The sequence below is a fragment of the Micromonospora sp. ZG13 genome (assembly GCF_059359355.1).
Genome location: NZ_JCADBQ010000018.1, coordinates 47,908 through 62,538, shown reverse-complemented (window position 1 = coordinate 62,538; position 14,631 = coordinate 47,908). Strand labels below are relative to the sequence as shown.

General features: G+C 73.6%; 13 protein-coding genes. 3 read left to right on the top strand and 10 right to left on the bottom strand.

The window, feature by feature from the left end; genetic code table 11:
* Positions 1-330: 330 nt before the first annotated feature.
* From AC5L34_RS26110 to AC5L34_RS26065, 10 genes are all read right to left on the bottom strand, one after another.
* On the bottom strand, positions 331-1,515 hold the full coding sequence (locus AC5L34_RS26110) for an acyl-CoA dehydrogenase family protein (protein ID WP_441177752.1): 1,185 nt from the start codon (positions 1,513-1,515) through the stop codon (positions 331-333).
* Between the two features lie 34 nt (positions 1,516-1,549).
* Positions 1,550-3,127, bottom strand: coding sequence for a GMC family oxidoreductase (locus AC5L34_RS26105; RefSeq protein WP_357723136.1), 1,578 nt, complete (start codon positions 3,125-3,127; stop codon positions 1,550-1,552).
* 277 nt (positions 3,128-3,404) lie between these two features.
* Positions 3,405-4,208 carry a TIGR03084 family metal-binding protein gene (locus AC5L34_RS26100; protein ID WP_441177751.1) on the bottom strand — a complete coding sequence of 268 codons (804 nt, stop codon included), beginning with the start codon at positions 4,206-4,208 and terminating at the stop codon, positions 3,405-3,407.
* Positions 4,209-4,438: 230 nt separating this feature from the next.
* Positions 4,439-5,038 (bottom strand): nitroreductase family protein, encoded by a 600-nt coding sequence (locus tag AC5L34_RS26095; protein WP_494827422.1) that lies wholly within the window; start codon positions 5,036-5,038, stop codon positions 4,439-4,441.
* A gap of 155 nt (positions 5,039-5,193) precedes the next feature.
* A complete protein-coding gene (locus tag AC5L34_RS26090; RefSeq protein ID WP_494827389.1) occupies positions 5,194-6,423 on the bottom strand; it encodes a M20/M25/M40 family metallo-hydrolase in 1,230 nt (409 codons plus the stop codon).
* A 223-nt stretch (positions 6,424-6,646) separates the two neighbouring features.
* Positions 6,647-7,459 carry a SigB/SigF/SigG family RNA polymerase sigma factor gene (locus tag AC5L34_RS26085; protein WP_088999807.1) on the bottom strand — a complete coding sequence of 271 codons (813 nt, stop codon included), beginning with the start codon at positions 7,457-7,459 and terminating at the stop codon, positions 6,647-6,649.
* Between the two features lie 255 nt (positions 7,460-7,714).
* The gene (locus tag AC5L34_RS26080) at positions 7,715-8,182 is read right to left on the bottom strand and encodes a MaoC family dehydratase (RefSeq protein WP_441177749.1); all 468 of its coding nucleotides are present in this window, start codon (positions 8,180-8,182) and stop codon (positions 7,715-7,717) included.
* Positions 8,179-9,351 (bottom strand): acyl-CoA dehydrogenase family protein, encoded by a 1,173-nt coding sequence (locus tag AC5L34_RS26075; protein ID WP_101410776.1) that lies wholly within the window; start codon positions 9,349-9,351, stop codon positions 8,179-8,181. The genes AC5L34_RS26080 and AC5L34_RS26075 overlap by 4 nt, the downstream gene beginning before the upstream one ends.
* A 34-nt stretch (positions 9,352-9,385) precedes the next feature.
* Positions 9,386-10,144 carry a 3-oxoacyl-ACP reductase FabG gene (fabG, locus tag AC5L34_RS26070; protein ID WP_363626479.1) on the bottom strand — a complete coding sequence of 253 codons (759 nt, stop codon included), beginning with the start codon at positions 10,142-10,144 and terminating at the stop codon, positions 9,386-9,388.
* A 16-nt stretch (positions 10,145-10,160) separates the two neighbouring features.
* Complete coding sequence (locus AC5L34_RS26065; RefSeq protein ID WP_494827387.1) at positions 10,161-11,309, bottom strand: acyl-CoA dehydrogenase family protein; 1,149 nt, start codon at positions 11,307-11,309, stop codon at positions 10,161-10,163.
* Between the two features lie 89 nt (positions 11,310-11,398).
* Between AC5L34_RS26065 and AC5L34_RS26060 the strand changes: the two genes are divergently transcribed.
* From AC5L34_RS26060 to AC5L34_RS26050, 3 genes are read left to right on the top strand one after another with little or no spacing between them, the layout of a single operon-like run.
* Positions 11,399-12,064, top strand: a complete 666-nt coding sequence (locus AC5L34_RS26060) for a TetR/AcrR family transcriptional regulator (RefSeq protein ID WP_088999802.1) — start codon at positions 11,399-11,401, stop codon at positions 12,062-12,064.
* 48 nt (positions 12,065-12,112) lie between these two features.
* On the top strand, positions 12,113-13,531 hold the full coding sequence (locus AC5L34_RS26055; RefSeq protein ID WP_494827386.1) for an aldehyde dehydrogenase family protein: 1,419 nt from the start codon (positions 12,113-12,115) through the stop codon (positions 13,529-13,531).
* The gene (locus AC5L34_RS26050; protein WP_494827385.1) at positions 13,528-14,607 is read left to right on the top strand and encodes an alcohol dehydrogenase catalytic domain-containing protein; all 1,080 of its coding nucleotides are present in this window, start codon (positions 13,528-13,530) and stop codon (positions 14,605-14,607) included. Before AC5L34_RS26055 ends, AC5L34_RS26050 begins: the two co-directional genes overlap by 4 nt.
* Positions 14,608-14,631: the final 24 nt, after the last annotated feature.

The following is a 14,631-nucleotide window of genomic DNA, read 5'->3' as shown; positions in this document are numbered from 1 at the left end:
AATCGCCGTCGCGGAAATGGCGCACGGACGGCGTTTCCGGGGTCCGGTCCGCCGTCGCGCGAAACCGCCGAGCCCCACCCCGTTCACACGAATCCCCGCCGCATTCGCGCACGTGTGAGGCGAAGCCGTCGTTCGTGAAGCCGGAAAGGGCCGCAGGCGCGGTCTCCGGCCGCCACTTCTAACGCTTCCAGGGCGCACGGAAAGGGCGCCCGCCGGACCCGGACGACGGGTTCGGCGGGCGCCACCGCGGCGGATCCGACACGAGCGGCGCGGGCGCGGCGGACCTCGTCGTCCGCCGCGCCCGCGCCGTGCACCGGTCGGGCCCGTGCGTCAGATGTACGGCGAGTTGGGCTCCAGACCGCAGAGGACCCGGCCGTACAGCTCGTAGTTGGTCTCCGGCAGCATCAGCGCGTGCATGTTCACGACCTGCGTGTCGCGGGCGATGCGCTGGATCGGCACGCTGTTGTAGATGGACGAGCCGCCGCTGGCCATGTTGAAGATGTCCACGGCCTCCTTGCCGAGCTGGCAGACGGCGCCGACGTCGGCCCGGGAACGGGCCCGCTCCTCCAGCGTCAGGGGCTCGCCGGACAGGCCCTTGTCGTCGACCAGCCCGGTGACCCGGTGGGCGTGGAACTCCGCCTGGTCGATCTTCATGACGGCCTCGGCGACCCGGAGATGGGTGATCGGGGCCTCGCGCTGGCTGTCGTACTCGGTGTAGGTGATCTTCCGGCCGGGCAGCCGCTCGAAGAAGACCTCCCGGGCCGCCCTGGCCAGCCCGACCACGGTGCCCACGGAGGAGGCGGCGGCCACGCCGAGCAGCGTCGTGCGGTACATCGGCAGGTCGGCGTTCAGGACGGAGGCGAACTGGTTCTGCAGGACCGCCGGCAGCGGAAGCACCCGCTCCTGGGGCACGAAGACGTCCCGGGCGACGGTGGTGACGCTGCCCGAACCGCGCATGCCCGCCGTGTACCAGTCGTCGACGATCTCCAGGTCCGACATGGGCACCAGCGCCATCACCGGCCAGAGCCCGGCGCCGTCCGGCGTCGGCGCCATGGCGATGATCTCCTGCCAGTGGCTGTGCTGGGCGCCGCTGATGAAGCCCCACTGGCCGTTGACCACCAGGCCGCCCTCCTTGGGGGTGGCCATCGCGGACGGGCTCAGCGTGCCGCACACCCGGACGTCAGGCGTGGCGTGGACCTCGTCCTGGACCGCGTCCGGGAACATGCCCACCATCCAGCCGGGGATCGTCCAGACCGACATGGTCCAGCCGACCGAGCCGTCGCCACGGGCCAGTTCGGCCGTGACCTCCGCCTGCGTACGGGTGTCGGACTCGTATCCGCCGTACCGGGTGGGCACCCGCATCTTGAAGAAGCCGGCCTCCGCCATCGCGTCGACCACCTCGTCGTGCAGGCGTCGATTCTCCTCCGACCAGCTGGCGTGCTTGCGTAGCAGCGGCACCAGCTCGGTGGCCCGCTTGACCAGTTCGGTCCTGGACGGTGCTTGGGTGACCTCCACCCGGTCCTCCTTCGAGATAGTCGTGTCGTTACGGTCAGGCAGCGAGCGCGGCGGTGCTCACGGGCAGCGGCGGGGCCCCGCTGATCAGGTCGGCCGCCTTCTCGGCGATGGCGAGCACCGCGGCGTTCGGGTTGCCGCGGATCAGCGTCGGCATGACCGAGGCGTCGACCACCCGCAGCCCGTCCACGCCGCGTACCCGCAGCTCGGCGTCGACGACGGTGCCCATGGCACAGGTGCCGGCCGGGTGGTAGATGGAGTGCGCGTACTGGCGGACGTAGGTGCGCAGGTCGTCGTCCGACTCCGACGCCGGCGGCTGGTAGGCCGCCTCCGTGTAGGGCTTCAGGGCGCTCTGCCGGGAGATCTCCAGACCGATCCGTACCCCGTCGATCGCGACCTGCATGTCGGCCTCGTCCGCGAAGTAGTTGTGCACGATCTTCGGCTTCGCCGTCGGGTCGTCGGAGGCCAGGGTGACGTAGCCCCGGCTGCGCGGGGTGAGGATCGACGGACCGTACGAGAAGGCGTGGTGGGTCGGCGTGCCGAGGCCGCTGTCGGCGAACATGACGGGCGCGCCCAGGTACTCCACGTCGGGAGCCGGCAGGTCGTCCCGGGTCCGGGCGAACCCGCCGGACTCCGGGCCGTTGGACGTCAACGGTCCCCGGCCCTCCGCCATGAACTGCTCCACGTTGGCCGGTGCCCCGGCGACGAGCAGGCTGATCGGGTGGGAGTGCGTGAAGATCAGCGGCACCAGGGCGTGGTCCTGGAGCCCCTGGCCCACCGCCGGCTGGTCGAGCACGACCGGCATGCCGAGCGCGCCCAGCAGGTCGGCGGGGCCGACGCCGGAGTGCATCAGCAGGTGCGGGCTGTTGTAGGCGCCGCCGGCGAGGATCACCTCGCGGTCCGCCCGGACCGTGATCTCCTCGTCCAGGCGGTGACCGACGACCCCCACGGCCCGCCCGTGGTCGAACAGGACCCGGTGCACCTGGAGGTTCGTCTCGACCGTCAGGTTCGGCCGGTCGAGCGCCGGGTGCAGGAACGCGGTCGCGGCGCTCGCACGGCGGCCGTCCCGCTGGGTGACCTGGAAGAACCCGAACCCGTCCTGCTCGGCGCCGTTGAAGTCCGGATTGACGGCGTGCCCGGCCTCGGCCGCGGCCTCCACGAACGCCTTCGACATCGGGTTGTTCGCCCGGCCCTCGGAGACGGCCAGGGGGCCGCCGACCCCGTGGTACGTCGACTCGCCCCGCTCGTTGTCCTCCGAGCGCTTGAAGTACGGCAGCAGCTCGTCGAAGCTCCAGCCCGGCTGCCGCCAGCCGTCGAAGTCGAGCCGGTTCCCCCGGATGTAGACCATCGTGTTGATCGAGCTGGTGCCGCCGAGCACCCGCCCGCGCGGGAGGTAGACGCGACGGCGGTCGAGGAACGGCTCGTCGTGCGTGTCGTAGTCCCAGTCGAGGTGGGTGCGGAAGAGCTTGCCGAAGGCGGCCGGGATGTGAATGTTCGGCGCCTTGTCCGCCGGCCCCGCCTCGATGAGGCAGACCGTCACCTCCGGATTCTCGCTCAACCGCGCCGCGAGCACACAACCGGCGGTTCCTCCGCCGACGACGACATAGTCGTACATTCACTCCTCCTTAGAATGCGCTGGGTCAAGGATGAGCCGACGGGCCGCCGAGTTCGCCTCCGAGAATGCTTTCCTGCGGGACGTCCGTCCGATCGTCCGAATTGTTTGTTCCGGCCCTGTCGCGATGGGGAAAGGAGGCGGCGGGACGGCCATTTCGGCAACGGCGACGACAAACGGTCGCCGTCGCGACGGGCGTCGTCGAGGACGCGTCGGGCGTGCGTCGCCCCGGACCGGGACGGCCGGGGCGACGACGGCGGGCTGCCGGGGCAGGAGGCGGTCAGCGACCGGCCAGGGCGAACTGGCCCGGGGCACGACCGGCCCCGGCCGGTCCCCGGTACGCCTGGGCGATGTCCAGCCAGTGGTCGGCCAGCGCGCCGGAGGCGGTGAGCCGGAGGTCGTCGCGGTGCCGGCGCCGCGTGACCAGCAGGCAGAAGTCGTGGGCCGGGCCGGTGATCCGCTGCTCGGCGTCGAGCGGCCCGAAGTCCCACCGGGCTCCGGACGGGGCGGTCAGCTCGAAGCGGAACTCCTCGTCCGGCGGCGTCAGGCCCCGGGCCAGGTAACCGAAGTCCCAGACCCGCACGGCGAACGCGACGAGGTGGCGGATCCGGTCGGTGACCTGGCGGCGTACGCCCAGCGTGTCGGCGATGTCCTGGCCGTGCCCGAACAGCTCCATCATCCCGGCGCTGGCGAGGACCGCGGGCGGCAGCGGGTTGACCAGCCAGGGCACCATCTGCTTCGGCGGTACGGCGGCCAGGGCCTCGATCGCCTTGTCGCGCTCGGCCCGCCACCGGGTCAGCAGCACCTCCGGCGGGTCCGCCAGGAACTCGGCCAACGCCTGCTCCACGTTGGCGTCGAAGTCGGCGCCGAGCTGCGAGAGCATCGCGGTGAACCTGGCCGGGGCGCCGGCGGCGAGCCCGGCGAGGCGGAACGTGGCGGCGAGGTGGGCCACCTGGTGGCTGATCGTCCAGCCGGGGGCGGGCGTCGGCAGCGCCCAGCCGTCGGCGTCGAGGCCGGCGACCAGGCTGTCGAGCTCTTCGCCGTCCGCCGTCAGGGCGGCTATCACGTTCTGGGAGGCGGTCACGTCTCTGTCCTTCCTGAGGGGCCAGACGAGGAGTGCGCGGCACCGCGAGCCGCCACGGTGGTCGCAGGCTGCCGGTGGATGTCCGCTCGCCGCTCGGGACGGATGACTCACTCATCCGGTCCGGCACGGGGCCGTCGTACGCCCGTTCGGCGACGTGCCTCCACTATGTGGCCCGGGTCCGTCGGGCGTCTTCTCCCGCCGTGCGGTGCCGCCGGCCCGGGGCCCGGCCGTCACCGCCGGATCAGCACCTCCGGCAGCGGCTTGCGGACCAGGTCCGGCACCGTCGCGTCGGGCGCCGGGTAGCCGACCGGTATGACCAGGTACGGACGTTCCTCCGGCGGCCGTTCGCACACCTCGTTGAGGAAGCGCATCGGGCTCGGCGTGTGCGTCAGGGTGGCCAGGCCGGCGTGGTGCAGTGCCGTGATCAGCACGCCGACCGCGATGCCCACGGATTCCTTGACGTAGTAGGGCTTCGGGGTGCGGGGGCCCTGGTGCACCTCGAACACCACGATCACGACCGGCGCCACCTCCAGGAAGGGCTTGTGCCAGTCCGTACCGATCGGGGCGAGCGCCTCCAGCCACTGCGCCGGCGCGCGCCGGGCGTAGAACTCGCGCTCCTCGGCCTCGGCGGCCTCCCGCAACCGGCGCTTGCGGGCCGCGTCGGTGACCACGACGAACCGCCACGGTTGCAGGTTGGCGCCGCTCGGCGCGGTCGCCGCCGCGCGGATCGCCTCCTCGACCACCTCCATCGGCACCGGCCGTGGCGAGAAGTGCCGGATGGAGCGCCTGGCGGCCATCCGGTCGGCGAAGGTACGCGCGGTGCGCACCATGTCGCCCGAGGTCGGCGAGTCGGATTCCAGGTCACCGGTCGTTTCAGCCATGAGCGCCTCCCCGCGCGATCGACGGATCCAGCATCGCCCAGCGGCGCGGGGCGCGTTTACGCAACCGTGCGGACTTTGCAGGCCTCGCTCGCGGGCCGTGGCCCTCACCCGTCCGTCGACGAGCCCTGCCCGGCGGGTACCGCGTCGAGCGGTCGGGGCCCGCCGATCGCCCCACTCGCCCCCGGCTCCGGGGAGACGGCGGGCCCGGTCGGCGGCGCGGCGAGGATCCGGGCCGTCAGGGCGGCCAGCAGCGCGGTGCGCTCCGGCATCCGCGCGACGTCGACGTACTCGCCGCGCGCGTGCGGCAGGCCGCCCACCCCGCCCAGGCCGTCCAGGGTCGGTACGCCGAGGGCGCCGGTGAAGTTGGCGTCGGAGGCACCCGGGGCGGCGACGCCACGCACGGCCGGCAGCCCGAGGTCCACCGCCACCGACTGCGCGATCCGCAGCAGCGGCGTCGACACGGAGGCCGGCAGCGGGTACCGGTTGATCCCGCCGCTGACGGTCAGCCGCGCGTCGGGCAGCCGGGGGGTCAGCTCGCGGACCAGCCGGTCCACCCGGTGCAACTCCTCGCGGGTCCAGGCCCGCACGTCGACGCAGAGGACCGCGGACTCGGGCACCACGTTCGTCATCGTGCCGGCGGAGAGGACCGTCGGGGTCACGCTCGTCTCCCCCGCGGCGAAGGCCTGCACCGCGAGGACGTGGTGGGCGAGTTCGACCCCGGCGTTGACGCCCCGGTGCGGTTCGACGCCGGCGTGCGCCGCCCGGCCGCCGACCGTGATCCGGTAGACGGAGCCGCCCTTGCGGGCGACCTTCAGGTCGCCGCCCTCGGTGCTCGGCTCGCCGACCAGCACCGCACCGGAGCGCCGGGCCTGCTCCTCGATCAGCGGGCGGGAGGTCACCGACCCGCTCTCCTCGTCGCAGGTGAGCAGCAGCCCGATCCGCGAGGTGTCCGGCAGCAGTTCCAGCGCGGTGAGCATCTGTACGATCCCGGCCTTCATGTCGCAGACCCCGGGCCCCGTCGCGGTGCTCCCGGTCAGCGTGAAGGGCCATTCGGAGATGGTGCCGGCCGGCCACACCGTGTCGTAGTGACCCAGCAGCAGCACGCGCTGGTCGGGGGCCGGCCAGAGCAGGTGCGGCAGTCCGTCGAGGACCACGCGACGCCCCCTCCGGCCCAGCGCGGCGTCGCCCCACGCCTGGAGCAGGTCGGCGCAGGCGGCCAGCTCCGGGCCCGCGCCCGGCGGCGACTCGCAGGTCACCAGCCGGCGCAACCGCTCCGTCAGCACCGCCGCCCGTGCCTGCGCCCCGCGCCGAAATATATCGACATTCACCATCATCCGATGATGGCACCGCCGCCCCGGCCGCCACAGGGCACGACGCCCGACACCGCACGCACGCGGTGGGTACGGGGCCGACAGGGCATCCTGGAAGACGGGGGCGGGTCACGGCGCCCCGGACCGCGACGCGACCCAGACGGCGACGTCCGCCCCGCCGGGTGCGGCGGGGCGGACGCGGAGGCCGTTCTCGAGCGGGTGCCGGCGGGGCCGACCCGGCGATTCGTCAGTGGCTCATCTCGAGCTGGCCGCGCAGCTTGACCAGCGCGCGGGCGAGCAGGCGGGAGACGTGCATCTGGGAGACGCCGACCTGCGCCGCGATCTCGCTCTGGGTCAGGTTGCCGTAGAAGCGCAGGGTGAGGATCTTCTGCTCGCGCTCGTCGAGGGTGGCCAGCGCCGGGCCGAGGGCGACGCGCAGCTCGGCCAGCTCGAACTCGCCGTCCTCGGCGCCCAGGGTGTCGCCGAGCTCGGTGGCGCTGTCGCCGTCGCCGATGGGGGTGGACAGGGAGACGGCGTTGTAGGCACGCGCGCCCTCGAGCCCTTCCAGGACCTCTTCCTCGGTGACGCCGAGGTGGGTGGCGATGTCGGCGACCGTCGGCGCGCGGTTGAGCGTCTGGGTGAGGGTGCCGTTGGCCTCGGAGATGCGCAGCCGCAGCTCCTGGAGGCGACGCGGGACCCGGATGTTCCAGGTGCGGTCGCGGAAGTGGCGCTTGATCTCACCGAGGATCGTCGGGATGGCGAAGCCGGCGAAGTCGACGCCCCGGGAGGCGTCGAACCGGTCCACGGCCTTGATCAGCCCGAGCGCCGCGGTCTGGGCCAGGTCCCCGTTGGGCTCACCGCGCCCGCTGTAGCGGAAGGCGAGGTGGTGGGCCAGCGGCAGCCACGCCTCGATGACCCGCGCCCGCAGCGCCGGCCGGTCGGGGTGCCCCTCCGGCAGGGCGGCGAGGGCGGCGGTCAGCTCGCTCGCGCGGGTCTCGTCACCGGAGACCGTGGTGGCGGCGTCGGTGCTGGCGGTCGGCGCGGTCGTCGTGGTGATCATGCTGCCCTTCCCTGTCCTACCGATGCGGCGACGCCGGGAACCGACGACCGCAGTGCCATCACCCTAGACCAACGGCCGCCGCCATATCAACCGAACGGCCGATGGACGAAAGCGACATAATTTCCCAAACAGGGCGAGGACGGTGTGGCGCGCACCACGAAACCGCCCACCATCGGCCGCGAAGGTGCGGGACGACGCAGGGACTGCGGGCGCCCGCACCAGGGCCGCGAGGGTGGCTCAGCGCCGCCGGCGGGCTCAGGGGGACGGTGGCTGCCCGTAGAGCCGACTCACCGTCTCGGCGACACAGACCGGCTTGCCGCCCGCGTCGCACTCCACGGTCACGGCGGTGACCAGCTGCACCCCGCCCGCCACCGGGGACACCTCGACGATGGTGGCGACGGCCCGGACCGCCGTGCCGACCCGTACGGGGGCGGGGAACCGCACCCGGTTCAGGCCGTAGTTGACCCCCATCCGTACGCCCCGCACCCGGTAGAGCCGGCCCGCCAGCGCCGGCAGCAGGGACAGCGTGAGGTAGCCGTGGGCGATCGTGCCGCCGTACGGGCCGGTGGCGGCCCGCTCCGGGTCGAGGTGGATCCACTGGTGGTCGTCGGTGGCGTCGGCGAACAGGTCGACGCGCCCCTGGTCGATCCGCTGCCACGGCCCCGGGCCGAGGGTCTGCCCGACCGCCGCGGCCAGCTCGTCGAGGGAGTCGAAGGTCCTCATGCCAGGTGCCCTCCCAGCCGGGTGTAGCCGCGCAGCAGGTCGCGCGCGATGATGAGCCGCTGCATCTCGTCGGTACCCTCGAAGATGCGGTAGAGCCGCACCTGCCGGTACCAACGCTCGACGGGCAGCTCCCGGGTGTAGCCCATGCCGCCGTGGATCTGGAGCACCCGGTCGACCACGCGGTTGACCATGCCGGCGCCGTAGAGCTTCGCCATGGAGGAGGCGTGCCGCGGGTCCATGCCCTGGTCCACCGTCCACGCCGCCCGCAGGATGAGCCAGCGGGCCGCCTCCAGCTCGGTCTCGGAGTCCGCGATCATCCACTGGATCGCCTGGTTGTCGCCGATCGGCCGGCCGAACGTCTGGCGGGTGGTGGCGTAGTCGATCGCCATCCGCAGCGCGCGCTCGGCGATGCCGACCGCGTGCGACGGGATGGTGTAGCGCCCCTTGCCGATCCACTCCATCGCGAGGGCGAACCCCTGACCGGGCTCGCCGAGGATGTTGCGCTGCGGCACCCGTACGTCGTCGAAGACCAGCGCCGCGGGCCCGCCCTCGCCCATGGTCTGGATGAACTCCGAGCGCCAGCCCATCGCCCGGTCCACCAGGAAGGCCGTGGCACCGCCGTTGCGGGCCCCCTTCTCCCGGTCGGTGACCGCGATGACGATGGCGAAGTCGGCCTCGTTGCCGCCGGTGATGAAGGTCTTCTCGCCGTTGAGCACCCAGTCGTCGCCGTCGCGGCGGGCGCTGAGCCGGATGTTGGCGGCGTCGCTCCCGGCGCCCGGCTCGGTGATCGCGAAGCAGCTGCGCCGCTCCCCCTCGATCGTCGGGATCAGGAACTCCCGCTGCTGCTCCTCGTTGGCCCGGAACAGGATGTTGTCGGCCTCGCCGCCGAAGCGGAACGGCACGTACGAGCGGCCCAGCTCGGTCCAGATCAGCGACTGGGTGACGGCCGGCAGGTCCATGCCGCCGTACGCCTCGGGGGTGGCCAGCCCCCAGAAGCCGAACGCACGCGCCTTGAGCTGCAACTCGCGCAGCTCGTCGGGCTCCAGCCCGGGCCGGTGGGCGCGTTCGCGCCGCAGCAGCTCCTGCTCCAGCGGCATGACCTCCCTGGTGATGAAGTCGCGGGCCGTGTCGCGGATGGCCCGTTCGGTGTCCGAGAGCGCGAAGTCCATGTCCCCTCCGGGGTCGGGTGCGGTGGTACGCGCCTCAGCGCGCGCCGCCGTTGACGTACAGGGTCTGGCCGCTGACGTACGAGGCATCGTCGCTGGCCAGGAAGGCGATCACCGAGGCGATCTCGGCGGGCTGGGCGACCCGGCGCAGCGGGGTGTGCTCGGCGACCGCCCGCTGGTGCGCCTCGGGGCTGCTGCCCACCCGCTCGGCGGTGGCGGCGGTCATCGCGGTGGCCACGTAGCCGGGGGCGACCGCGTTGACGGTGACGTTGAACGGGCCCAGCTCGACGGCGAGGGTGGCGGTGAGGCCCTGGACACCGGCCTTGGCCGCCGCGTAGTTGACCTGGCCCCGGTTGCCGAGCGCGGAGCGGCTGCTGAGATTGACGATCCGGCCGTAGCGGGCCGCCACCATGTGCTCCTGCGCCGCCTGGCAGCACAGGAACATACTCGTCAGGTTGGTGGTCAGCACCGCCTCCCACTCGGGCAGCGGCATCTTGAACAGCAGGTTGTCGCGGGTGATCCCGGCGTTGTTGACGAGCACGTGCAGCCCGCCGTACGCCTGGATGACCTGGTCGGTCATGGCGGCGACCGCCGCGGCGTCGGTCACGTCGCAGCCGATGCCGACGGCCCGGCCACCGGCGGCGGCGATCTCGTCGGCGACGGCCCGGGCGCGCGCCGCGTCGAGGTCGACCACGGCGACCGCCGCGCCCTCGGCGGCCAGCCGGTGCGCGGTGGCCGCGCCGATGCCCTGCGCGGCGCCGGTCACGACGGCGACCCGGTCGGCGAATCTGGTCACGGTTTCTCCCTGGCTTCTAGAAGGCGTTGACGCCGGTGAGCGCGCGGCCGATGAGCAGCTGCTGGATCTGGCTTGTGCCCTCGTAGAGGGTGGCGACGCGGGCGTCGCGCAGGTACTTGCCGCCCGGGTACTCGTCGATGTAGCCGTAGCCGCCGAAGACCTGCACCGCGTTGTTGGCCGCGCGCACGGCGGCCTCGCTGGCGAAGAGCTTGGCCATCGACGCCTCGGTGGCGAACGGCTCGCCCCGGTCGATCAGGTCGGCCACCCGCCACACGAGCAGGCGCGCGGCGTCGGTGTCGACGGCGATGGCGGCGAGCAGTTGCTGCACGAGCTGGTGGGCGGCGATGGGCTTGCCGAACTGGGTGCGCTGCCCGGCGTAGCCGACGGCCGCGTCCAGGCAGCCCTGGGCGATGCCGACGCAGCCGGCGGCCACGGACATCCGCCCCTTGGCCAGGGTGGCCAGCGCGAGCCGGAAGCCGGCGCCCTCCTCGCCCAGGCGCGCCGAGTCCGGCACCCGTACGCCGTCGAAGCGCAGCTCCCCGGTGGCCTGCCCGCGCAGGCCCAGCTTGCCGTGGATCTCCCGCCGGGCCAGGCCCGGCGCGTCGGTGGGCACCAGGAACGCGCTGATGCCCCGGTGCCCGGGGCCGCCGGTGCGGGCGAAGACCAGCGCGACGTCGGCCGTGGTGCCGTTGGTGATGAACATCTTCGCGCCGGTGATCAGCCAGTCGGTGCCGTCGCGCACCGCCCGGGTGGTCAGCGCGGCGGCGTCGGAGCCGCTGTCCGGCTCGGTCAGCGCGAAGCAGCCGAGGGCGGCGCCGGAGCAGAGCCGGGGCAGCCACTGCTCCCGCTGGGCCGGGGTCCCGTGCGCGGCGATCGACTTGGCGACCAGGCCGAGGGAGACCGAGACGATGCCGCGTACGGCGGAGTCGCCGCGGCCGAGCTCCTCCAGCACCAGGCAGTAGGAGAGGTGGTCGCCGCCGGACCCGCCGTCGTCCTCGCCGATGGTGAGACCCAGGAAGCCCAGCTCGCCGAGCTTGCCGACGATGTCGGGGTCGACGGACTCCCGGCGGTCCCAGGTGGCGGCGTGCGGCACCACCTCGCGGTCGACGAAGTCCGCGGCGAGCCGGCGGACCGCCGCCTGCTCGGCGGAGAGTTCCAGATCCATGAGCCTTAAACTAGCGGTGCAAGTTTAATTCCGTCCAGACCCGGTTGTGGCAGAGTCTGCGAGGGACGACCCGAGCGAAGGAGGACCGGATGCCCCGGCCGCGGCAGGCGCTGCTCAGCCGGCAGCGGATCGTCGAGACCGCCGCCGCGCTGATCGACGCCGAGGGGCTGGAGGGCTTCTCCACCCGCCGCCTCGCCGCCGAACTCGGGGTACGGGGGCCGTCGCTCTACAACCACTTCGCCACGAAGGACGAGATCCTCGACGCGGTGGCCGACAGCGTCACCGGCCAGGTGGACGTGTCGTTCTTCGGCACCGTCGACTGGCGCGAGGCGCTGCGCCGGTGGGGGCACTCCTACCGGGCCGCGCTGGCGGCGCACCCGAACATCGTGCCGTACCTGGCCCGGGGCCCGGGGCGCCGACCGGCGGCGCTGACCATGGCCGACGCCGTCTACGGCGGACTGGTCGCCGCCGGGTGGCCGCCGGCCCGGGCGACCCACATCGGCGCACTCATGCGCTACTTCGTGGCCGGCTCGGCGCTGGGCTCGTTCGCCCGGGGCTTCGTCGAGGACCCGGGGCTGTACGCGGAGCAGTACCCGCACCTGACCCAGGCCCACCGGCTGGCCGAGCACCAGCAGCAGGTGGACGAGGGCGCCTTCGCGCTGGGCCTCGACGCGCTGATCCACGGGCTGTCGCGCACCTACGAGGAGCACATCGGGCCGCTGCCACCCCTCCCGCCGGCCGGCGACGCGTACTAAAGTCAAAACTTGCGCTGCTAGTTTTGGCCGACGTACATGAGGGGCACGATGGATCTCGCACGGACCGACTTCTACCTCGACGGACAGTGGGTCGCCGCCGGCGCCGGGGAGACCGTCGCGGTGCGGAACCCGGCGACCGAGGAGGTCATCGCCGCCGTCCCGGCCGGCACCGCCGCCGACGTCGACCGCGCCGTCGCGGCGGCCCGGGCCGCCTTCCCCGGCTGGGCCGACACCGCGCCCGCCGAGCGGGCCGCCCGCCTGGACCGGCTGCACGCCGCGCTCTCCGCCCGGGCCGACGAGATCGCCCGCACCGTCGCCCTGGAGCTGGGCACCCCGCTGAAGGTGGCCACCCGGGTCCAGGCCGGTCTGCCGCTGACCGTCCTGCACAGCTACGTCGAGCTGGCCGCCCGCCCCCCGGCCGACGAGACCGTCGGCAACTCCCTGGTGGTCCGGGAGCCGGTCGGCGTGGTCGGGGCGATCACCCCGTGGAACTACCCGCTGCACCAGGTCGTCGCGAAACTGGCCCCCGCCCTGGCCGCCGGCTGCACGGTGGCGCTCAAGCCCAGCGAGCTGACCCCGCTGACGGCGTACCTGCTCTTCGACGCGATCCACGAGGCCGGTTTCCCGCCCGGGGTGGTCAACCTGGTCACCGGCACCGGCCCCGTCGTCGGCGAGGCCATCGCCGCGCACCCCGACGTCGACATGGTCTCCTTCACCGGCTCGACGGCCACCGGCCGGCGGATCTCCCACCTCGCCGCCGACCGGATCGCCCGGGTCGCCCTGGAACTCGGCGGCAAGTCGGCCAACCTCGTCCTCGACGACGCCGACCTGGGCACGGCCGTGAAGGTGGGGGTCGGCAACGCCTTCCTCAACTCCGGGCAGACCTGCACCGCCTGGACCCGCCTGCTGGTGCACCGCGACCGCTACGACGAGGCCCTCGACCTGGCCGCCAAGGCCGCGGCCGGCTACCGGCTGGGCGACCCGTTCGACCCGGCCACCCGGCTCGGCCCGCTGGTCTCCGCCGCGCAGCGGGAACGGGTCCTCGGGCACGTCGCCCGAGGACTGGCCGACGGGGGCCGACTCGTCGCCGGCGGGCCCGACGCCCCGCTGCCCGAGCGGGGCTACTTCGTCGCCCCGACGGTGATCGCCGACGTCGACCCCGACAGCGCCCTGGCCCAGGAGGAGGTCTTCGGCCCGGTGCTCGCGGTCATGCCGTTCGACGACGAGGACGAGGCGGTGGCCATCGCCAACAACTCCCGCTACGGGCTGGCCGGCGCGGTCTGGTCGGCCGACGAGGAGCGGGCGCTGCGGGTGGCCCGGCGGATGCGTACGGGCGCCGTCGACGTCAACGGCGCCCCCTTCAACCCGCTCGCCCCGTTCGGCGGCTACAAGCAGTCCGGCCTCGGCCGGGAGCTGGGCCGGCACGGGCTCGAGGAGTTCCTCCAGGTCAAGGCCATCCAGCGATGAGGGCGCTGGTCGTACGGGCCGTCGGCGCCCCGCTGCGGGTGGAGGAGATCGAGCTGCCCGCCCTGGGCCCGCACGACGTACGGGTGAGCGTCCGGGCGGCCGGCGTCTGCCACTCCGACCTGTCCATGGTCGACGGCACGCTCGCGCCGCCGTACCCGCTGGTGCTGGGGCACGAGGCGGCGGGGGTGGTGGCCGAGGTCGGCGAGGGGGTCACGCGGGTCGCGCCGGGCGCGCACGTGGTGCTGAACTGGGCCCCGCCCTGCCGCGACTGCTGGTACTGCCGGCGGGACGAGCCGTGGCTGTGCGAGCGCACCGGAGCGCCCTCGGCGCCCCGGGGGCGGACGCCGTCCGGCGAGCCCCTGCACGTCACGCTCGGCCTCGGCGCCCTCGCCGAGGAGGTGGTGGTGCCGCAGGACGCCGTCATCGGAGTCCCGGCGGAGCTGCCCTTCGAGGCGGCGGCGCTGCTCGGCTGCGCCGTACTCACCGGCGTCGGCGCGGTCCGCCGTACGGCGAAGGTGGCCGCCGGCGAGTCGGTGGCCGTGATCGGCCTCGGCGGGGTGGGCCTGTCGGTGGTCTCCGCCGCGCGGGCCGCCGGCGCCGACCCGGTGCTCGCCGTCGACGTCTCCCCGACCAAGGCGGCGCTGGCCACCGCGGCCGGGGCCACCGACTTCCTGCTCGCCGACGAGTCGCTCAACCGGGCGGTCCGGGGGCGCACCGGGGGGCGGGGCGTCGACCACGCGCTGGAGTGCGTCGGTCGCGCGGCCACCATCCGCAATGCCTGGCGCGTGACCCGCCGGGGCGGCCAGGTCACCGTCGTCGGCATGGGCGCCAAGGACGACATCGTCGGGCTGGGCGCGCTGGACATCTTCCACTCGGCCCGGACGCTGCGTTCCTCGGTCTACGGCTCCTCCGACCCGGACCGGGACGTGCCCGACCTCGCCCGCGCCGTGCTCGACGGCACCCTCGACCTCGGCTACCTGGTCACCGACCGGACCACCCTCGACGGCGCCCCCGAGGCCTTCGCCCGCATGTCCCGGGGCGAGGGCGCCCGCACGATCGTCCTCCCCACCCCCTGACCCGCGTCGATCACGCACCTGTGG